Origin of the sequence: Paenibacillus silvestris (assembly GCF_009882985.1) — a bacterium.
GTDB classification, from domain to species: domain Bacteria; phylum Bacillota; class Bacilli; order Paenibacillales; family NBRC-103111; genus Paenibacillus_E; species Paenibacillus_E silvestris.
Window position 1 is genome coordinate 798,216 of sequence record NZ_WTUZ01000022.1, and the last position, 20,453, is coordinate 818,668.

Genomic DNA, 20,453 nt, shown 5'->3' on the forward strand with positions numbered 1-20,453 from the left:
GGAGATTTGAAATGAATCTGAACCATGAACTTTTTACAATGTGCATGATTTTGAAAGATGATAAAGTTCTTTTAATAAATCGACCTAATAAATTAGGTTTTCCAGGTTACATTGCTCCTGGAGGCAAAGTTGATTATCCAGAAAGCATAGTAGATGGAGCAATACGTGAAGTAAGAGAAGAAACAGGTCTAATTATTAATAACATTATTTATAAAGGATTAGCGGAATACTGTGAACCAAAAACCGGACTCAGATCAATGGTATTTAATTATTTAGCTACTTCTTTTGAAGGTGAGTTATTACAGAACCCACCTGAAGGAGAATTACTTTGGATTGAAAGGGAGAAGGCAATAGAATTGCCAATGCAAGACTGGTTTAAGAGCAGATTTCCATTATTCTTTAAACAGGGGACCTTTGAAATAAGTTCAATTTGGGATAAAGACAATAATATAACAACAGGGAAAACTGAGAAATATTATGCAGAGGGTAAATTCGAAGAAGCCGGCTTCATCAGATAACAGCATTTTCATGTTTCGGGTATACGTTAAGATAAAAACGTTAGTTTAAATAAAGACAGCGGCAGCTATGAGGAATAGCTGCCGCTGTCTTTTGAATGAATCATTCCAACAGTATAGACCTACCTACGCGGAGGAAAAGGCCCAAGATATTGATACAGGTTACATTCAATCCGTCCGTTAAACAACTTGCGCTTCTTATCAGCGCGGCGGTTCATATAATGCTCGAGCTGTGTGCTCGGGCTGAGGATGAACATGCTCCACGAAGGCATTGGAGCTGTAAGAGCACCGAGCTCGCGCAGCGCGACCTCGACATCCTTGGCTTCACCAAGCCGCTCTCCATACGGAGGGTTGGTGATCAAGCAGCCATAGTCGCCGCGCGGGCGGGCTTTGGCTACTGGTTCCACGCGAAGCTGGAACTGCTTCGTTAGCCCAGCCGCCTTCGCGGCGGCTTCTGCCACTTCGATGGCAGACGGGTCAATGTCACTGCCGATAATGTGAAGCGGCACATTATCGCGGACCGCGTCGAAGGCTTCGTCGCGTGCCTTGTCCCAGAGCTTGCGAGGCACGTTGCCCCACGCCTCGCTGGGGAAGCTGCGCCGCAAGCCTGGCGCGATATTCCAGCCGATCATGGCGGCCTCGATCGGGATGGTTCCCGACCCGCAGAACGGGTCGTAGAGCGGCCGGTCGACGGTCCAGCGGCTGAGCAGGATCATAGCCGCTGCCATGGTCTCCTTCAGCGGTGCTTCAGTCACGAGCTTGCGGTACCCGCGCTTGTGCAAGCTTGGGCCTGTCGTGTCGATCGTGAGTGTCGCGATATCGTTCAGAAGCGCGACCTCAATCACGTAACGCGCCCCGTTCTCGGGGAACCATTCGGTGCCGTACTCAAGCTTGAGCTTCTCGACGACAGCTTTTTTGACGATGCCTTGGCAGGCAGGAACACTGGAAAGCTGTGACTTATGGGAACGCCCTTGCACAGGGAATTCGGCATCGTTCGGAATCCAGTCGGGCCAAGCGAGCGCTTTGGTGCCTTCAAAAAGCTCATCAAAGGTCAGAGCTTTAAACTGGCCCATTTGTACCAGAATCCGGTCCGCTGTACGCAACCATAGATTGGCTCGGCAAATAGCAAGCTCGTCTCCCATAAAGCGTACGCGGCCGTTCTCAACGGTAACCTCGGTATAACCGAGGTCGCGGACTTCGCGAGCAACGATGGCTTCAAGTCCCATTGGGCAAGTTGCAATTAGTTCGATAGATTGTGGCATGTTTAGATTCCTTCCATCCGGGTTGTGCTTCGTTCATTAAACTCATACAATTAACAAGTATAGGACAAATAAGATATACTTACAAACGAAACAGCAAACTCTTAGGAGGAATGACATGGAAACCACTACAGCTGAAAGCTATATGGAAGGCTTATATGCGGATGATCCCGTGTTAGAGCGGGTAAAGGAAGTCATACGAACCAATAATATGCCAGAAATATCAATTGCACCTGGCTACGGCAGATTGCTCACGATGCTAGTGAGAATGATTGGCTCAAAAAAGGTGCTTGAAATAGGAGCTTTAGGCGGCTATAGCGGAATTTGCCTAGCTAGAGGGCTGCAAGCAGGCGGCAAACTCGTCTCGCTTGAGTTGAAGCAGGAATTCGCCGATGTAGCCAAACAAAATGTGGCTGACGCAGGTCTTGGCGAATTCGTCGAGTACCGCATTGGCGAAGCGTTGACGCATCTGAATGAGCTGCTTGTGCAAGGGGAGCGATTTGATTTCTTTTTTATCGATGCGGACAAAGTGAACTATCCAAACTATTTGGAGCTTGCCATTCAATTGGCGAATCCGGGGGCGATCATTGCGGGCGATAATACGCTGATGAGGGGCAAAGTGGTTGATGCGAACCAAACCAAAACTTCCGTGCAAGCGATGCGCAGCTTCAATAAGCTCATCGCTACAGATCCGCGGTTGGAAAGTACGATCCTGCCAGCATATGACGGCTTGGCGTTGGCTCGGGTGAAATAAGACGTACATAACAAGGGCTACCTAGGATGTCTGATGAGACGTTCCTGGTAGCCCTTTGCATATGGCAGATGTGAAGGTTTATCTTAGGAAGTTAGCTGGTGCATGTGAAATAACTTGAATTCGTTCATTTGCCATGGTGCCTTCACCTCTAGCTTGGTAACGGGCTGAGCGGGCTGTGGTGTGGATATAGGGTGTACAATTTGCTGTTTCTTGAAAGGTGTAGCGCTCATCCCATTCCAGTAAATAAGCAAAATCTCCGCACTTAATACGATAAAAGCAATTTTGGGCCAGTTCAGCTTCATGGAGGGCATCCTCACTTTCAATGATGCACCTATATTATCATGTAGTGGAATTAATTTCCATAATAATTTTTCGTGCAATCTATTATTTATGTACCAGTCCTGTTGAAATCTCAAGTGCATAGCGCTCTGTGTCTGGCATATTCACTGCGCGAGCTCTGCTGATTGCAAGGTCGATATCATACGGTACTCGTACATATTGAATGGAGAATCCTGCATGCTCTTGACTGTCCATAGTGCCGTCCAGAACGCAGTAGCAGGCTTGTGGAAGGCCATCATAGGGGATGCCCACACTGCCGACGTTAAAGAGCATTAGACCGCTATCGGTGCTTTGAGTAGCACTCTTTTCCGAGGGATTCTTCATGGTGATCAAAAAAGGAATGTGAATATCCCCGTAGCCGACGATATCAGGCAGCTTTCCGTTAGGAGCCTCCCCTGTCATTTCTGTATTTTGAAACAGTGCCAGACGTTCTTTCTTGGAAGCTTTGCGCTTTACGCGGTGGTAGACGCTTTGCGAGGAAGCGTGGAATAACCGGAACATTTTGCCGCTAAGGTAGAAATCAACGGAGAAGGGAAGCCCTGCCAGATAAGCAAGCCTCTCAGGACCTAACTGCTGCTGCTGCCAGATGCCTGCTGGCTGGTCTTGCGGCATATTGATGCCTAAGTCCCAGTTCCCTTGGATAACAACATCACAGGTGCTTTGTATAGCGTCAACAACGGCTGCCGAATCAGGTCCTTTGCCGACCAAGTCTCCTAAACAATAGATTCGCTCAATGCCGCGCAGTTTAATGTCAGCAAGTACGGCTTCAAGCGCAGGCAGGTTTCCATGGATATCTGAAATAATCGCAATTTTGTCCAACATGATAAATTCCTTTCCGTGCTTGTCTCATCTGTAATCTTAATTCTTCAGTTATATCATACGGATCCCATTCTGAAAATGAGTGTGCTTGACTATTACCCAATGCTAGAGTCTTCTGCTATAATTTGTAGGGGGAAAGGGGAAGGTTTTGAATGGAATCCAGACTAGATCGTCACCGCAAGGTGAAGGTAGTGCGCACTCCTCAGAAGAAAACTCCGCTGAAAGTAATTGGAGGACTCACGCTGGCTGCAGTCGCTTGTTTCGCCATTGGGATTGGTGCTTCCTATTGGACGTCGAACAATCATACGGCTGAAGAGCAGGACGCTGCTTCACCACCCTCGGCAGTTAATTCGTCTCAACCGACGAGTGCAGCGAGTAGTAGCAAGCCCAGTCCTACGTCCACAGCAAACGCAATCGCTCCATCGTCATCACCAGCGGTTACGGACAAGCCAGTGAGCAGCGACGGGCAAGTGAAACTGACTTTTGTGGGAGATGTGCTGCTAGCCTCCAAAGTGGAAGATATTTTGAAGCAAAAAGGCTATGATTACCCTTATACGAATGTTAAAGACTATTTGACCAAACCGGATTTTACCATCGCTAATTTGGAAACACCCATAACGACTAGAGGTACTGTTCAAAATAAGGATTATGTTTATCGGTCCTCGCCACTGGCTTTACCTCCACTCAAGGATGCCGGCATTGATCTCGTTAATTTAGCCAATAACCATGTCATGGATTACGGCCCTGAAGGTCTGCAGGATACGATGAACGCCTTGGACCAAGAGGGTATTAAACGCATGGGAGCGGGCAATGATCTGAATGAAGCCTACCAGCCAGTCATTATGGAAAAAGACGGCATTAAGATTGCCTTCTTCGGCTTTAGCCGTGTTGTTCCTGAGGCCTCTTGGAAAGCAGGTCCCGGACGAATCGGCGTGGCAGAAACGTATAATTACAAGCCGCCTGTTGAAGCTATCCAAAAAGCGAAAGCCAGTGCTGATCTCGTCGTCGTTGTTGCCCATTGGGGCGTCGAACGAAGCGACCATCCGGATAAGTATCAGACGGATTTGGCACACCGATATATCGATGCCGGCGCAGATTTGGTTGTTGGCGGCCATCCACATGTGATGCAAGGCTTTGAACAGTACAAAGGCAAATGGATCGCTTATAGTTTAGGCAATTTCATATTTACAACGAATGATGTTTCAAAGACGTGGGAAACGGTTATCTTGGAAGCAGAATGCTCGAAAGACAAATCGTGCAATATTCATCTTGTTCCTATTTTAAGCAAATTCGCACTCCCTACACCGATGAATTCAGAAGACGGCGCTAAGCTGTTCCAGAGACTAAGCCAAATTTCAATTGGTTCCAAGGTCGATGCGGAAGGTAATGTTAGCAAGAAATAATGTGAGGAGAAGACACATGACGGATATTCGCAATATTTACTGTGTAGGACGCAATTACCGGGCGCACGCAGCCGAGCTGGGGAATGATGTTCCCGATCAACCGATGATATTTACGAAACCGACGCATGCTTTGGCTGAAATGAGTGGCGGGGAGCTCGCCCTTCCAGCCGATCAAGGCGAGATTCACTATGAAGCTGAATTTGTCTTGCATATCGCGAAGCCCTACCATGAAGGCATTCAAGTAGATGAGATTGTTGATAAGTATGCGCTTGGCATCGACTTCACGCTAAGAGATGTGCAGTCTGTTATTAAGAAAAAGGGCCAACCTTGGCTGCCGGCCAAAGGATTCCTGAAGTCAGCACCACTCACGGAATTCCGTCCGTTCCCAGGTGCTTCCAAACTGACGGAAGAGAACTTCCAGCTTCGCCAGAATGGGCAAGTCGTTCAAAACGGCAACATCAGCAACATGATTTTCGATTTGCAAACAATCATCGATTACATAGCTAAGCATTACGGGCTTGGCGTAGGCGACATCATTTACACGGGAACTCCTGAGGGCGTGGGAGCTGTAAATAATGGCGATCGCTTGGAATTGGCATGGGGCGAAGAGGTATTTGGAGCGGTAACCATACGATTATAAAACAAAAAGGGCAGTCTCTTACGGTCATCGTTGACCTGAGAGATTTGCCCTTTTTATTGTACATCGGCCGAGTCCTCTAATGTGCTATCGGCATAGTGTTCGCGCGCTTGAAGGATCGCTGGTAATTGTTCAAAAAACACATCAATGAGGTGAGGGTCGAAATGTTCGCCTCGTTCTTCTGTGAGCAGCTGTAAGATGCGGTCTAATTCCCATGCTTTTTTGTAGACACGCTCGCTGCCAAGCGCATCGAAAACGTCGGCAATCGCGGTAATGCGCCCGTAGATATGAATGTCTTCCCCTTTGATTCCTCTTGGATACCCGCGACCATTCCATTTCTCATGATGCTCATAGGCGACAATCGCAGCTGTTTTGAGAATATGGCGGTTGGAGTTTTTGAGCAAGTTATAGCCGATCACGGTGTGATTTTGCATGATTTTGAACTCTTCATCGGTTAATTTGCCTGGTTTATTAAGCACACTGTCAGGAATGGCTACCTTCCCGATATCGTGCATGGGCGAAGCAATTTTGAGGAGGTCCGACTCTTCCTTACTCATGCCTAATCCTCGTGCAAGGATATAGGAATACTCGGCAACACGTTTGACGTGGTTGCCCGTTTCTTTGGAACGGCTCTCCCCAATTTCACCCATTCGGAAAATAATTTCTTTCTGGGTTGCTTCAATCTCGTTGGTAAGCAGTGCAGATTCTAATGATTTGCCCGCATAAGAGGAAGCAAGTGTTAAATATTCCATATCTTTATCCGAAAATTGCTGGCACTCTGTCAGTTTATTAATAGCTTGGTAGGCGCCCATAATTTCACCTTGGCTATTACGGAAGGGAATAACCATCAAAGCTTTCGTGCGGTAGCCTGTTTGCTGGTCCGTGTGCAGCGCGCCATTAAGCAAGTAGTTTTTATATTCTTCGTTCGTATAGGCGTCATCAATAAATACAGCTTTATCATGCGTGACCGCATAACCGACTAGTCCAGCTGATTTTGGAATACGAATCTCATCGAGTCCATGAGCCACCTTGGACCAGAGCTCATTTTTGCTCGTATCCAGCAGCCAAACCGTACAGCGATCAGAGACAATCATCTCCCGGCCCATATCGGCCATCAGCATAAGGACGTTCTCGAGAACTCGTTCATTGGCAATTTTGGCCGCGTAATCAAAAATAACGCGCAGCATTTCTTGCGGATCCAAGTCTTTTTTTATCTGGGATCTAATTATGATCTGGTCGTTATCCATAGCAGCCTCCTAGCTTTCGGAAATTATTTTACCATAATATTCTCGTAAAAAGGTTAACTTCCTGCTAAAATTGCTCGTGAAATGATTGATTTTGTCGAAAAAAGCTAGATTTCATCAGGATGATGCACAATACCGTATTATGTTACAATAATAAGTGGAAATTGAGGTGTTTAAATGGAATGGATTTGGGGGTTAGCTGGCAGTTTGCTCATTGCAGGCGCAGCTTACTGGAGAGGATCGCTCTCAGTATCTGGTTTGATTTCGGCGGTTGTTCTTGGGACCTTGATGTTTGTCTTTGGAGACTTGGCTTGGTTTGGGACGTTGATCGCCTTTTTTATCTCTTCGAGCATCTTATCGAAGCTTAAGCATAAGCGTAAAGCTGCTGCGGAAAGCGGATATGCCAAAGGCGGAAGGCGCGATGCCGGACAAGTTGCTGCTAACGGCGGGCTTGGCTTAGTGCTTTGTATAGGCAATGCGATTTGGCCTGATCCTGTTTGGTGGGCGTTGTTCGTTGGCGTGATGGCAACTGTCACGGCGGATACGTGGGCAACGGAAATTGGCGGAATGAGTCCTTCAGCACCGAGGTCGATTCGCAATTGGAAGCCCGTTCCAGCCGGAACATCAGGTGGCATTAGCACGATTGGCGTGTTGGCTTCTGTGGTGGGAGGAGCCTTCATTGGCTGGCTCAGCGGTTGGTTCAGCAGTCTAGGTGATATGGGTTACGAAACAGTCTCCGTTCCTGTTCTAATCCTATTTGGAGCCATTTCAGGTTTGCTTGGTTCATTGGCTGATTCCTGGTTAGGAGCAACATGGCAAGTGATGTATCAGTGTACGGTATGCGGGAAAACAATTGAGAAAGAAGTCCATTGTGGTCAGAGTGCTAAGCAAATACGCGGTTTCCGCTTTATGACCAATGATCGGGTAAATGCACTCTCCTCGCTGGTTGGCGGTGTGGTGTGCTGCGTATTATTGCTAGTATCGATATAGCCTTATAACATATAAAAAAAGTGCAGCAAATTTATGAATTTTCGAATTCAATAGATTTGCTGCACTTTTTTACACTAATGCACGGTCGGGGACGCCTCACTTGCCGTGTCTTTCACTGGCTGCGCGGCTGGGGGCAGGACAGCATCGTGCAACTGTTTCTCTAAGTGTCTTACTTTACGATGCAATTTGTACTGACGAACCATTCCGAAGAGACCGACAATCAGCCCACCTAATAATGTGGAGGTTAGAATAACGAGAATGAGTGGCGTGGATGTTTGGGCAAATATGAAATTTACTAGCACCGGTTCGACATTCACAACCGCGAAAACGGCTGTAATAAGGGCGAATAATAATGCGCAGATCAGAATCCATTGCATCTTCATCCAGCATTCATCCTTTCCATGGAGAAGAGGTTGAAGGCTTGCGCCTCCAACCTCGCTCTTGTTCTTACTTCGTAAGTTCTTCCATCTGATCGAGCAAGGAACTGAAGACGCTCATGGCTTGCTTGATCGGCTCTGGTGTTGACATGTCCACGCCGGCTTTTTTCAGGATATTCAGCGAGTAGTCGCTGCCGCCGCTTTTCAGGAAGCCCAAGTAACGGTCAACGGCTGGCTGGCCTTCATCCAGAATTTGCTTCGCAAAGCTAGTTGCTGCCGAGAAGCCCGTTGCGTATTTATAAACATAGAAACTGTTATAGAAGTGAGGAATACGTGCCCATTCCATCTCAATATCCTGATCTACGACCATGTCATTGCCATGGTACAGCTTATTCAAGCCGTAGTAGATTTCGCTGAATTCTTGAGGTGTAAGGGACTCGCCTTGCTCAGATTTCTCATGTGTAATCATCTCGAACTCGGCAAACATCGTTTGACGGAAAACCGTAGTACGGAACTGATCCGCATAATAAGTCAGCAGATAGAGCTTCTCTTTTGGATCCGTCACGCGCTTCAATAAATAATCCATGAGCAGCGCCTCGTTCAGGGTAGAAGCGACCTCTGCAAGGAAAATCGTATACTGCGCATAGCGGTACTCTTGATTGGCGTCGGACAAATAGGAATGGATGGCATGACCCATTTCATGCGTCAAGGTGAACATGCTGTTTAAATTGTCTTTGTGGTTCAGCAGCACGTAAGGGTGTGTGCCGTACGCACCCCAGCTGTATGCGCCGTTACGTTTGTTCTTGTTCTCATAAACGTCAATCCAATGGTTGTCGAAACCGTCTTGAAGAATTTTTAAGTAATCTTCGCCAAGTGGGGCAAGACTTTTCTTGATTTCTTCTTTGGCTTGCTGGTAAGTGATATCCATTTTGAACTCTTCAACCAGCGGAGCAAAGAGGTCATACATATGTAATTCATCGACTTTCAGCAGCTTTTTACGGAGCTTCAGATAACGCTGCATTTCAGGAAGAGAGTCGTGAATGGTGGAAATTAAGTTGGTGTAGACTTCCTTCTTGATGTTATCGCCGAAAAGGGTCGATTCCAGTACGGAAGGATAGTGCCGCGCTTTGGTATAAAAAATGTTTTTATTAATATTAGCGCTGAGCGTAGCGCCGATCGTGTTCTTATTGTTGCGGTATGTTTCGTAAACAGCTTGGAAGGCATTCTTCCGAACTTCCGGATCACGGCTCTCCAAGAATTGAATGTAGCTTCCGTGAGTGAGTTCGACTTCCTCACCTTTTTCGTTCTTCACTTTCGGGAACTTCAAATCAGCATTGTTCAGCATGCCGAAGATTGTGCTTGGTGCTCCCGCCATATTGCCAGCTTGAGCGAGCAGTGCTTCCTGTTCTTTGGATAGCGTATGCGGCTTCTGACGAATCATTTCTTCGAGCGTGTCTTTATAAAAAGATAAAGAAGGATCGTTCACAAGTTGCTGAAGCTTTTCATCAGATAAACTTAAAATTTCCGGCGAAATGAAGGAGAGAGCTTCGCCCACTTCGACACTGATTTTTTTCGATTTATCGGATAAGGCCTGGTAAGTAGGCTCTGCTGTATCTTCATGATGTTTCATGTTGGCATACACATAGAGTCTTTCTGTCTTCAGAGAGACCTCATCTTCCAATTGGAAACATTGTTTGACGGCAGCGGCGTCGTTAAGTTTTCCTTGGAAGGCGCTGATTTTGCTGATGGAGCCTTTAACATCTTGAAATTCTTTTTCCCAAGCCTTCGCATCGGCAAATAAATCTTCCAGATTCCAACGGTGCTCGGCAGGTACTTGTTTGCGTTCCAATAGTTGAGCCATGGGAGCCCTCCTGTCCTTGTTTTGAGTTTGGGGTAAACGGTTTTCCTTCGCATGCAAATCGGCTGCTGGGACAGAGCTGAGCAGAAGTCCCATTGCCGCAGTTACATAGATCCAGCGCATTACGGTCACGCTCCCGGCTTATGCCCATGTGGGGGTTTCTTGATCTAAACCCAGTTCATGGTTTTCACCTAGTATGACCGTTAACCCACTCATTTATGATTATAAGAAAAAGCTGGAAGGAAGTAAATTTACTTTCCAGCGCCAAAGAAGCTGATCAAGATAAGTACAAACGATAACGAGACCATGACGATTGCGAGCAAGGCAAGGTACCGTTTCATTCTAGCTGGAAGGCTGTCTTTTTTTATAATCAAAATGATGGCAAGACAGAAGGATACGAGTACAAATGTGAGTATAGAACCGGAATCGGTCATTGGTGAATCATCCTTATCCCTATAGAATATGACGCATGCTAACTACTGCATGATAGTAACTTTCGCTACCTATAGGCAAACTCCTTTTTCAGCCGGCATGCTGCATCGTTTCATCTGGATTTTCATCCTCTTCTGTCTTTACCAGAATTAACTTCCCACGAGAATCCATCTTTACTGTAAAACGATCCTCCGGAGCAATTTGCGCTTCATCGCTTAATTCTTTAGGCAGTTTTAATTGTCCGCGGTCCCCGACTTCTACGAGGTAACCAACCATTTTGGACCATTTGCCTGCCGCAAGCACGATGATAACAAGCAGACCGATAAGCAGCCATTTGCCAAGCGGATTTGAAGCAAAATAAGGGGAGAGGAACTTCTCGCCGGTAATCATTTTACCTGCTGTTAATGCGAGTACGCCTGCGCCGATATACATGATCCACGGATATTTTTCAATCCATTTGATGAACAAGGTGCTGCCCCAGACCACGATAGGGACACTAACGAGTAGACCGATGATGACTAGCAGGAAATTTCCATGAGCTGCGCCAGCGACAGCAATTACGTTATCCAGACCCATTACGGCGTCAGCGATAATAATCGTACGAATCGCAGCCCACATGCTGCTCTTAGCTTGAACTTGTTCGTGATTTTTCTTTTCGCTAAGCAGCTTATACGAAATCCATAGGAGCAAGATGCCACCGGCCAAGAGAAGACCAGGAATTTTCAAAAGTGTGACCACGATGAGGGTTGCCAGAGCGCGAATAACGATGGCGCCTACTGTACCCCATAAGATGACTTTCTTTTGTGTTTTCTTTTCCAAATTACGTGCCGCCATACCGATAACGATCGCGTTATCTCCTGCAAGTACCAAATCAATGAGGATAATACTGAGTAATGAAACGAAAAAAGCTGCTGATAACCATTCCACAACGACCACTCCTTTAGCAATTTTTTTGAAAAAAAATAGAGCCCAGCACCGATGACCGGTGAAGGCTCTAATTCATCAAAAAAGACCTTCACCAAAAATTTGGCAAAGGTCTTGCTAACAACGATAATCGTTGCCAATAAAGCCGGGATCTGATGAGGATCCGAATTGACGACTTTACTGTATCAGCTACTCCCCTTTGGAGTATTACGTATGAACTTGTAACTTAATTATAAAAAGATAGAGAAGGAAAGTCAAGGCATTTGGTCTAATCCGCTTATACTTCTTTGAAAGCCTCCATAATCGCTTGCCATTCTTCTTCCGTACCATCGAACTTATCCTTAGCAAATCGTTCATTTGCCCAGTGCAGCATCGCTGGACGCCCGATAAACGTGTGACACTCTTCGCCCCACTGGTCGGAGATCTCAGTAAGCACAATTTTGGTTCCCTGGACCTCAACATTGAGCATGTTCCATTTATCTTTTTTGTAGATCGTATGTTTCTTGAAAGGTTGTTTTGACACGGTTGTTCCTCGTTTCTGTAGTAAGCTTATAGATATATGCAATCGTATCATAAATAGACTTGATTTCCAAACAGGTCCTCGAGAATTCCTTATTGCCACAGGCAGACCCCCCATGATAAAATTCTCCTAATCCTTTCCAGAGGGAAATGGGTTACGAGGCAGGTTGCTGCGCACATTAGAAGAGCTGAGGAGAGATGAGCATGGAACAAAAGCAGATTTATGAGCAAGCGGGGGTCGCTATGACCTCAAGATCTTTCGCCGAGTATGAGAAAATGTTTATGCTGCAGACGGAACAATTGCAAGGTAGACGCGTCCTGGATGTTGCTGGCGGTGCTTCTTCATTTACGACAGAAGCAAGGAAGCTTGGCATTCTCTCGGAGGCAGTTGACCCGTTGTATGAGAAATCATCAGAAGAGATCGACAAACATGGCAGACAAGAAATTGAGCTCGTTGCGGCCAAGATGGAGAAGCTCCAGAAGGTCTATGACTGGACGTTCTATGGTTCACTTCAAAATCATACGGCAGGACGTGTAAAGAGCCTAGAAAGGTTCGTAGAGGACTTCTCAAGCTATGATGGAGAGGCAAGGTACCATGCAGCTTGTCTTCCGGTACTGCCGTTCGAGCAAGAATCCTTTGATCTTGTGCTATGCAGTCACTTTCTCTTTCTGTATGAAGAGCAGTTCGATTATAATTTTCATCTAGCGGCGGTGCGAGAATTGATTCGCGTCGCAAAGTCAGGCGGAGAAGTAAGGATTTATCCGCTGCTCAGTTTTCGAACAGAGGAGTATAGCAGACTGCCTGATTTAATAAATGAACTCACAAATGCGGGATATTTGGTTGAAAAAAGAGAGGCAAGCCTACCATTTTTACCAAATTCCCATCAATATTTAAGCATAATTAAGATGGCCTCTGCATAGAGGAAAACCTTGGTACATCAACAAATTTTAGCATGTCCAGAGCTTTTTATGCGTTGATTTATCCCCATTCTGATGGTATAATTTCCTTATTCGTCATAGATGGCGATATTTTTAGGAGGTTGTTCATTTGAAAGGTACAGTTAAATGGTTTAACGCAGAAAAAGGCTACGGTTTCATTTCTGTTGATGGAGGCGACGATGTATTCGTTCACTTCTCCGCAATTCAGGGCGAAGGATTCAAAACATTAGAAGAAGGCCAATCCGTTGAGTTCGATATTACTCAAGGCAACCGTGGTCCTCAAGCAGCTAACGTCACCAAATTATAAGAAATTGGGAGTCCCCACTTATAAATAGAGTGTCATAGCACAAACAACAGAGACAGTCCCCTGTGGGACTGTCTTTTTTGCTGCAAGAAAGGCCTGCACACGTCCAATTAGGGGGTGCACAGGCTTTTAATTTTAAACGAAGATATCGATAATGAGCACGGTACCGAATGCAATGAAGGATAGGAGTGTTTCTAGCACGGTCCACGTTTTGAACGTTTCTTTGACGGTTAGTCCGAGGTACTCCTTCACCATCCAGAAGCCAGCGTCGTTGACGTGGGAAAGCATCAGTGAACCCGCGCCTGTGGCGATAACGAGCAGCTCGAGATTAACGCCAGACATATGCTCAACGATGGGGGAGACAATACCCGCGGCTGTCGTTAATGCGACCGTCGCTGAACCTGTCGCGACACGGATTAACCCAGCAACCATGAACGCCAGCACGATAGGAGAGAGCGAAATATTCTCGGCCATTTGCGCGATAGAAGTACCTACGCCGCTTGCGATAAGGATTTGTTTAAATCCGCCGCCAGCACCGATAATCAAAATAATCGAACCAACAGGCAACAGGCAATCATGGGACAGTTTGCTGATATAATTTTTGCTCATACCTTGGCGGATGCCCAGGAAGTAGAAGGCAGCGAAACAAGAGATGAGCAGCGCGATTACGGAATTCCCGATAAAAATAAGGAATTTCATGAATCCGCTTGGTATGGGCAGGTAAGGCGCAATGACGGACAAAACCATCAATAATACGGGCAGTAAAATGATGAAAAAAGAAATACCGGCGCCAGGCAATTTTTCAGGCTCCGTGCTTGAATCAAGAAGCTCCGGTTCATTCGCAGGAATAACACGTTTGTTTATCCACTTGGCAAACAGAGGGCCAGCAATGATAGCCGCTGGAATCGCAATGATCAGGGCGTAGATCAGCACTTTGCCGATATCTGCTTTGAAAATGCCGATAGCCGTCATAGCACCAGGGTGAGGCGGAACCAGACCGTGTACAATGGATAAACCAGCAATGACGGGTAAACCGATGAGCAATATATTTTGTTTCGTTGATTTGTGAATGGAGATCACAAGCGGCAGCAGCATAACGATCCCAACGTCAAAAAATACGGGGATCCCGATAATAAAACCGGATAGCAGCATAGCCCATGGCAAACGTTTTTCACCAAAAACGCGGATAAAGAAATTGGCAACTTGAGTGCCAGCCCCGGAATCCGACATCATTTTACCTAGAATTGTACCTAATGCTAAAATACCGACCAAATGGCCCAGAACAGCACCGACGCCGGTTTCGTAAGCGCCAACGATTTTATCCATAGACAGACCCGCCATTAGCGCTAAGAACAAGCTAGCAACGGTTAAAGATATAAAGGCATGCCATTTCCACCAAGCTACACCAAGAATGACAATGACAATAGCAAGCAGGGTAACAATCAGTAGATATATATTCATCGTAGATCCCTCTTCTCAAGAAGTTAGTAAGCGTTATCAATGTGTCGACGAGAAAAGGAAACGAGCTGCAGCCAGTATTCCTAGGTATCGTAATTAACTACATAATTGTGCATTTCGGTACTGTAATGCCCAGCGCTGAATTCGATCAGATTGCCTTGTTCATCATAGGAGTATCGCAATCTGTTCAGTAAGGGCGTGCCTGCTTTCACTTGCAGCATGTCCTCCACATGGGAAGAAGCGGTGACAGCAGCAAATTCATCCCGATATTTCTCTAAGACAATGCCGTGGTCTTCAAGGAGCTCATAGAGGGATTGTTCGTTCAAATCCGTGAGTTCGATGGAGGCCATTTGCAGGGAGAGATAATGGGAATAGTGAATATAGGGTTTCTCATCTAAATGGTAAAGACGTTCGATATAGAAACATTGCTCGCCAAATAGCTGATAGGGCAGTGTTCCTGGTGTATTCGAGACAATCTCAGCGCGCAGCAACTGCTTGTGAATCTGGTGGCCTTCTTCAACAAGCACCTCTGTGAACCGTTTCCATTTGGAAAGCTTCGACAGGGAAGCATTGCGAATCACTTTGGTTCCTTTGCCGCTGCCTTTTTCCAAGTATCCCTCTTGTGCCAGCTCTTTGATGGCATTGCGAACGGTAATCTTGCTGACGTTAAATTCCTGCTCCAACTGGGGTTCAGAAGGAATATTGGTACCCAAAGGATACACACCGTGTAAGATGCGATCCTTCAGGATATTCATAATTTGCAAATATAAGGGCCGTTTATTGCGAGATAAGTTCACCTAAACGTTCACTACCTTTCTACATCGCCCACAGCTTCCGTCATCGCTCGCAGGATATCGCTTTCTGATGACATTGGCGTATCGCCAACAATCGTATGCGCGAGCATGCCTGCGGCAGCTGCAAAACCGACTGTTTTTTCAGGCGAAAATCCTTCGATTTCCCCATGTACGATACCGCTTGTGTAGGCATCTCCAGCACCAATTCTATCATAGATAGAAAATGTGAGTAGATTAGAAAAGGTGAACGCTTGATTCTTATAAATGAATCCACGTAAGGAATGCGTGTTATCACTGTTGATGTGTCGATGTGTTCCTGCAATGACAGCGATCTGATACTTGTCTGCAACCGCTGGAATCAGTTCCATCAGTTGATCTTGACGTTCCGTATGATCGGTATGCATGCCCAGGATATACATGGCATCTTTCTCGTTCATCATGACAATGTCAGCGAGCTGAAGCATGTCTTCGTAATGAGGTTTTGCTTTCGTATAACCGCCTTCACCCCAGTGGGCAGGACGATAATTGCAATCGAAAACAACGGTGCCGCCGTGAGCCTTGACTTCTTTGGCCAAAGCTTTCATATGCTGACGCACGTTATCATTCATGGCGAGAGTAATCCCGCAGAAATGGATAATATCGATATTTTGAGCAATCTCAGCAAAAGCATAAGTGCCTTCCGGAGCCGTGTTGAAACTGCTTTCTTGCCGGTTGGAGTAGGTCACACGGCTGGGCCGCGCACCGAAACCATTTTCTAAGAAATACATACCGACAAAGTTGCCGCCTCGGGTAATCATCGACGAGTTGATGCCTAATTTGCGTAAATAAGCTTCTGCCGCATCTCCAACTGAGTTGGATGGCAATCTGGAGACCAGGAACCCGGTATGACCGAAGCGAGCAAGCGCGGAGCTGATATTCACTCCTGTACCGGAGAACGTATAGTTTAGCGAGCTGGCTTGGGACAAGAGTTCATAACCTGGCACCTGCAGGCGCATCATAACCTCTCCAAAAGCAGCAATTCGCTTAGCCATGTTGATCAACCAGTTTCTTCATGATGCTGAGCAGTTCGCGAACATCAGATGTATTCGTTTTTCCAGTTGTTTTGTCAATGATCGATGAATACACGTGAGGAATGACCACCGGAACTTTGGCTTCAAGCGCAATGCGCAGAATCGCTTCAAAGTTTTCCATGTCAATGCCCCCAGTTGGCTCTAAGGCAAAGCCTTCTTCGCCGCAAGCCTGTGCAACTGCGCGAAGTTCGTCTTCACAGCTGAGGCCGTTCATCGGGAAATACTTCAAGGCATTTCCGCCCATGTCGCGAACGAGCGCGATAGCTGTTTTGACAGGTACGATGGCATGCTCAGGTTGAGCTGCACTCACAGGACCTGTTGAGATATTGACATAGCCGACGCGGCCAGTAGGGGAGACCAAGCTGTTGATCCAACTGTCTTGCTCGCCAAGATTAGCGCGTGTAGCACCAACAGCAGGGAACACTTGATTGATGTGTGTGCCCGGATAATGCTTGGCAATCGCAGCAACCACAGCTGCTTGACGATTGTCACCAGCTCCTAGACCGATAGATACGGCTTCGTCAATCGCTAAGCCGTATTCTTTCATAGCAGCAACGGCGGTTTCCACGGTTGGATAGTCTTTCGACAGAACGCCGACAAGCACATAACCTTCTGCGGCTTCGAATATTTCTTTTGCATTTTCAACAGAGTTAGCAAGCACGTTTAGCGCTGCGCGGCCTTTATATAGTCTTTTTGCCATGTTGGACATGTTAGTGACCTCCTGCTAGTTTACGTATTTGAGCAGCGATAACCTCAATATCATCGCCTTGAAGCGGACGTGGATCGATATCAAAATAGCCTTGTCTCACGCCATAATCACGAGTGTAAATAGCGATTTCGCCATCGAGAAGCCCATTTACGACTTCCTTAGCTGTCGTCCCGGCTTGCTCGGGATCAATCTGAATGCGTCCGCGGAAAATAGCGCGGCCTGCTTCGTCTTGTACGATTGTCACTTTAATGCCTGGTAATTCGCTTAGCGGCATTAGCACTTGTAAAGCTGCTTTCTCCTGCTCGCTTTTGTCTTCTTTGACGCCGTATTCGTCAAGCGCTTGTAGCAAGCCAAAGGAAGTTTCTTTGCCGACTTTCATGCTCCGGCCTATGCCGTGCAGTTGAACTTTAAGCCATTCGATATAGGTGCGTTTACCGCCGACAATACCTGAAGTAGGGCCTTCAATTGCTTTGGAACCGCTGTAAATAGCTAGGTCTGAATATTTCACATATTTTTGAATATCTTCTTCTGCAGCCGCATCTACGATCAGAGGCACGTTATTCCGCTTTGCGATATCCCAAGCTTCTTCAACAGAAATCATGTTTTTTTGGACAGCATGATGGGATTTCACATAGAGAATAGCAGCCGTATTTTCGGTAATGGCATCTTCAATATGCTCCGCTTTACCTTCATTGGCATAGCCAACTTCGATGAGTCTGCCCCCGCCAAGGTAAACCATGGTTTCAACAGGAGCTCCGTATTGAACGTTGTGACCTTTGAGGATGATGATATCACGTTTGGCAATCGGGTCCTGATGCAGCCGTTCGCTAGCTCGGCGATTTCCCTGAGTAACCACAGCCGCGACGGAGAGTGCGATGCCGCTGGATGCCGAGTTGACGACAACGGCCGCTTCGGAACCAAGGATTTTGGCGATATAGTCGCCGGCTTTATCTACAAGATCAGCAATCTCGACGTAATTTTGTCCACCATGTTTCATAGCTTCCATCACTGTGTCGGTCGGAGCGGATACACCGAGAATACTCATGCGTCCACTGGCATTGATGACACGTTTAAGACCGTATTTAGCATTTAATGAGAGCGCCATTTACAACTACTCCTTTAGATTGAATTGTTTGATCTGCCGTGCGTATGTCCCCTTCAGAATCAACGAGCTGAATCTTCTCATTCTGAACGGTAAAAAGTGTGAGATTCGCCGTATCTCCAACCTGAATTCGACCAAGCTCAGGTCTGTTCAGCCAATTTGCAGCATGGGTAGTCACTGTGGCAATGACCTCTTCAAGCGAGTAACCCAAGTATAGAAATTTCGTCAGCACGTTGGACATACTAAAAACAGGACCATTCAAACGATTCCCGCGATAGATATCCGTTGAGATCGTGTCCAAACCGATATGATGCTTTTTCGCGGCTTCCGCAACTTTGAAAGAGAAGCTAGCTGTGCCGTGGCCGACATCGAGATGAACGCCTCTTTCAATCGCTTTCATGAGCACATCGAGTGGCTTACCGTCATTGTCAAAAAGATTATTGGCTTTCCCATTCAAATAATGGGTAATGATATCTTTCTTTTCTAAAAGCGAAATGACATCTTCGATGCTTGGCGGTCCAGAACCGATATGGACCATCAAAGGGAGAGCGGTCGCATTTGAGAGTGCTCGTGCAGCACGCAAAGGCTCAATGCCGGAATCGCGAACAACACTTTTGCTAATTCTTGCTTTTAAACCGACGATGAAGTCTGCGTAGTTCCTCACAGCTTCAACAACCTTCTCATGATTAATCCAAGTCATGTCGGATAATTCATCGATCCTTTGTAATCCAATGTGCGAAATGTTCAAAAAAGCAAACAAGTTCGTTAGCGCGTTTTGTCTGCTTGCTGCTAGTTCGGCAATACGATCAGCTCCGCAGCTCCCAGCGTCAACAATTGTGGTAACACCTTGCTTGATGCCGATCTCATCGATTTCATCGCCGTAGGGATCAAAGGCAGGAAAGGCATGAACGTGCATATCAATCCAACCGCTTGAAACATACGCGCCTGAGTAGTCAACGATCTGTTTTCCTTGTCCTTGCCCGGGATCAGCCAACTCCGCAATTTTTCCGCCTTCGATTACAATATCGAGATATTCCCCGTTTACATGCTTAACATTGTGTAGGACGAATCGCTCCTGCATGTCTGTCACCTTTTCCATAACTCGAATTATGAACGCTTTCACTAAGATTTCCTTGTAGGTACTCCTACTATGTAGGAGAAGGTTGCAAACTATTAAATTGAGTATAACGTTATAATGTTAGATTAGCATATTGCATTGCTTAAGTAAATATAACGTTATAATGTTTGTGGTGGTAATTTTGGTATAGGCTGTAAGGGGGGACTGGCCAATGTTTTGGCGTTTAGGGGGCTGTCCCGCAGGTCATTTCCGATCTTTGAGACAGCTTAATTTGATTATACAGGTGGGAATAAACCATGCCATAGGATGTCGATAATTTGGGTGGCCGCTACACTTTCCTGCGGAAACATTTTATTGCCTTCTCCATCGCGGGCGTGTCCCATCATCAGCAGGGAAGTATAAGCGCGTGCAATAAAACGTGGATCAACCGGACCAATCTCGCCGGAAGCGGCGGATTTACTGAATTCTGCCTCCAGCGCATCAAGGATGCCCTGTTCGGATTTACGCAACATATTCATTTGTTCCTCAGAGAGGACAGCCTCCATTTTGCGCATAAAGGAATGTAGGTCGAAATCGATGGCTTTCAGATGTGCTTCTGTAATATTAAGCAATCTCTCACGCAGAGAGGTCGGTTGATTTAATCGCAATAAGGTGACTCTTTTTACATTATCCATTAACTGTACCATGGAGGCCGTCAGCAGATCAGACTTGGACGGATAATAGTAATAGACAGATGCTTTGGTCACCTGGCACTCCTTCGCGACATCATCCATCGAAACGGATTCATAGCCTTTAGATAGAAACATGGGTATGGCTGTCAGAATAATTTTTTGCGGGAGTGGGATGTCGCCTTGCGAAGCTCGGGGGCGGCCGAGCGGTTTAGATTTCTTTTCCATATGGGGTACTCCATTTCTGAAAAAATGAAAATT

At 46.4% G+C, this 20,453-nt stretch carries 23 protein-coding genes; 7 read left to right on the forward strand and 16 right to left on the reverse strand.

Features of this window, described 5'->3' with window-relative positions:
- The first annotated feature begins 11 nt into the window (after window positions 1–11).
- Complete coding sequence (locus GQF01_RS24000; RefSeq protein ID WP_161409236.1) at window positions 12–518, forward strand: 8-oxo-dGTP diphosphatase; 507 nt, start codon at window positions 12–14, stop codon at window positions 516–518.
- A gap of 119 nt (window positions 519–637) precedes the next feature.
- On the opposite strand, the gene GQF01_RS24005 is transcribed toward GQF01_RS24000, so the two are convergent.
- The gene (locus GQF01_RS24005) at window positions 638–1,777 is read right to left on the reverse strand and encodes a THUMP domain-containing class I SAM-dependent RNA methyltransferase (protein ID WP_161409238.1); all 1,140 of its coding nucleotides are present in this window, start codon (window positions 1,775–1,777) and stop codon (window positions 638–640) included.
- Window positions 1,778–1,892: 115 nt separating this feature from the next.
- Between GQF01_RS24005 and GQF01_RS24010 the strand changes: the two genes are divergently transcribed.
- The gene (locus GQF01_RS24010) at window positions 1,893–2,528 is read left to right on the forward strand and encodes an O-methyltransferase (protein WP_161409240.1); all 636 of its coding nucleotides are present in this window, start codon (window positions 1,893–1,895) and stop codon (window positions 2,526–2,528) included.
- A gap of 83 nt (window positions 2,529–2,611) precedes the next feature.
- On the opposite strand, the gene GQF01_RS24015 is transcribed toward GQF01_RS24010, so the two are convergent.
- Together GQF01_RS24015 and GQF01_RS24020 are read right to left on the reverse strand one after the other, a co-directional pair.
- Window positions 2,612–2,830, reverse strand: a complete 219-nt coding sequence (locus tag GQF01_RS24015) for a hypothetical protein (RefSeq protein WP_161409242.1) — start codon at window positions 2,828–2,830, stop codon at window positions 2,612–2,614.
- 82 nt (window positions 2,831–2,912) lie between these two features.
- Window positions 2,913–3,686 carry a metallophosphoesterase family protein gene (locus GQF01_RS24020; RefSeq protein WP_161409914.1) on the reverse strand — a complete coding sequence of 258 codons (774 nt, stop codon included), beginning with the start codon at window positions 3,684–3,686 and terminating at the stop codon, window positions 2,913–2,915.
- 152 nt (window positions 3,687–3,838) lie between these two features.
- Here GQF01_RS24020 and GQF01_RS24025 point away from each other — a divergent pair, with 152 nt between their 5' ends.
- Window positions 3,839–5,089 (forward strand): CapA family protein, encoded by a 1,251-nt coding sequence (locus GQF01_RS24025; RefSeq protein ID WP_161409245.1) that lies wholly within the window; start codon window positions 3,839–3,841, stop codon window positions 5,087–5,089.
- Window positions 5,090–5,105: 16 nt separating this feature from the next.
- Window positions 5,106–5,729 (forward strand): fumarylacetoacetate hydrolase family protein, encoded by a 624-nt coding sequence (locus GQF01_RS24030; RefSeq protein WP_161409247.1) that lies wholly within the window; start codon window positions 5,106–5,108, stop codon window positions 5,727–5,729.
- Between the two features lie 53 nt (window positions 5,730–5,782).
- Here GQF01_RS24030 and GQF01_RS24035 read toward each other — a convergent pair whose 3' ends face one another.
- Window positions 5,783–6,973, reverse strand: a complete 1,191-nt coding sequence (locus tag GQF01_RS24035; RefSeq protein WP_202556635.1) for an HD domain-containing phosphohydrolase — start codon at window positions 6,971–6,973, stop codon at window positions 5,783–5,785.
- 174 nt (window positions 6,974–7,147) lie between these two features.
- Here GQF01_RS24035 and GQF01_RS24040 point away from each other — a divergent pair, with 174 nt between their 5' ends.
- Window positions 7,148–7,960, forward strand: coding sequence for a DUF92 domain-containing protein (locus tag GQF01_RS24040; RefSeq protein WP_161409249.1), 813 nt, complete (start codon window positions 7,148–7,150; stop codon window positions 7,958–7,960).
- Window positions 7,961–8,034: 74 nt separating this feature from the next.
- On the opposite strand, the gene GQF01_RS24045 is transcribed toward GQF01_RS24040, so the two are convergent.
- The 5 genes from GQF01_RS24045 to GQF01_RS24065 all read right to left on the reverse strand — a co-directional run bounded on the left by GQF01_RS24045 (window position 8,035) and on the right by GQF01_RS24065 (window position 12,020).
- Window positions 8,035–8,343, reverse strand: a complete 309-nt coding sequence (locus GQF01_RS24045; RefSeq protein ID WP_161409251.1) for a LapA family protein — start codon at window positions 8,341–8,343, stop codon at window positions 8,035–8,037.
- 64 nt (window positions 8,344–8,407) lie between these two features.
- Complete coding sequence (gene pepF / locus GQF01_RS24050; protein ID WP_235960197.1) at window positions 8,408–10,198, reverse strand: oligoendopeptidase F; 1,791 nt, start codon at window positions 10,196–10,198, stop codon at window positions 8,408–8,410.
- A gap of 248 nt (window positions 10,199–10,446) precedes the next feature.
- Window positions 10,447–10,629: a hypothetical protein gene (locus tag GQF01_RS24055; RefSeq protein WP_161409254.1), complete on the reverse strand. Its 183-nt coding sequence runs from the start codon at window positions 10,627–10,629 to the stop codon at window positions 10,447–10,449.
- An 88-nt stretch (window positions 10,630–10,717) separates the two neighbouring features.
- Window positions 10,718–11,554 carry a YjbE family putative metal transport protein gene (locus tag GQF01_RS24060; protein ID WP_161409256.1) on the reverse strand — a complete coding sequence of 279 codons (837 nt, stop codon included), beginning with the start codon at window positions 11,552–11,554 and terminating at the stop codon, window positions 10,718–10,720.
- 274 nt (window positions 11,555–11,828) lie between these two features.
- Entirely contained in the window at window positions 11,829–12,020 is a 192-nt protein-coding gene (locus GQF01_RS24065) for a hypothetical protein (protein ID WP_161409916.1), read from the reverse strand.
- A 254-nt stretch (window positions 12,021–12,274) separates the two neighbouring features.
- On the opposite strand from GQF01_RS24065, the gene GQF01_RS24070 reads away from it, so the two are divergent.
- Window positions 12,275–12,991: a class I SAM-dependent methyltransferase gene (locus GQF01_RS24070; protein ID WP_235960200.1), complete on the forward strand. Its 717-nt coding sequence runs from the start codon at window positions 12,275–12,277 to the stop codon at window positions 12,989–12,991.
- 127 nt (window positions 12,992–13,118) lie between these two features.
- Entirely contained in the window at window positions 13,119–13,316 is a 198-nt protein-coding gene (locus tag GQF01_RS24075) for a cold shock domain-containing protein (RefSeq protein ID WP_028556542.1), read from the forward strand.
- A gap of 132 nt (window positions 13,317–13,448) precedes the next feature.
- On the opposite strand, the gene GQF01_RS24080 is transcribed toward GQF01_RS24075, so the two are convergent.
- The 7 genes from GQF01_RS24080 to GQF01_RS24110 form a co-directional block, all read right to left on the reverse strand.
- Entirely contained in the window at window positions 13,449–14,774 is a 1,326-nt protein-coding gene (locus GQF01_RS24080) for a GntP family permease (RefSeq protein ID WP_161409260.1), read from the reverse strand.
- Window positions 14,775–14,854: 80 nt separating this feature from the next.
- The gene (locus GQF01_RS24085; RefSeq protein ID WP_161409262.1) at window positions 14,855–15,568 is read right to left on the reverse strand and encodes a GntR family transcriptional regulator; all 714 of its coding nucleotides are present in this window, start codon (window positions 15,566–15,568) and stop codon (window positions 14,855–14,857) included.
- 11 nt (window positions 15,569–15,579) lie between these two features.
- A complete protein-coding gene (locus GQF01_RS24090; RefSeq protein WP_161409265.1) occupies window positions 15,580–16,596 on the reverse strand; it encodes a sugar kinase in 1,017 nt (338 codons plus the stop codon).
- A complete protein-coding gene (gene dagF / locus GQF01_RS24095; protein ID WP_161409267.1) occupies window positions 16,589–17,344 on the reverse strand; it encodes a 2-dehydro-3-deoxy-phosphogluconate aldolase in 756 nt (251 codons plus the stop codon). Before dagF ends, GQF01_RS24090 begins: the two co-directional genes overlap by 8 nt.
- A 1-nt stretch (window position 17,345) precedes the next feature.
- Window positions 17,346–18,449, reverse strand: a complete 1,104-nt coding sequence (locus GQF01_RS24100) for a DgaE family pyridoxal phosphate-dependent ammonia lyase (protein WP_161409268.1) — start codon at window positions 18,447–18,449, stop codon at window positions 17,346–17,348.
- Window positions 18,427–19,527: an amidohydrolase/deacetylase family metallohydrolase gene (locus tag GQF01_RS24105; RefSeq protein ID WP_161409917.1), complete on the reverse strand. Its 1,101-nt coding sequence runs from the start codon at window positions 19,525–19,527 to the stop codon at window positions 18,427–18,429. The genes GQF01_RS24100 and GQF01_RS24105 overlap by 23 nt, the downstream gene beginning before the upstream one ends.
- 272 nt (window positions 19,528–19,799) lie before the next feature.
- Window positions 19,800–20,420 carry a TetR/AcrR family transcriptional regulator gene (locus GQF01_RS24110; RefSeq protein WP_161409270.1) on the reverse strand — a complete coding sequence of 207 codons (621 nt, stop codon included), beginning with the start codon at window positions 20,418–20,420 and terminating at the stop codon, window positions 19,800–19,802.
- Window positions 20,421–20,453: the final 33 nt, after the last annotated feature.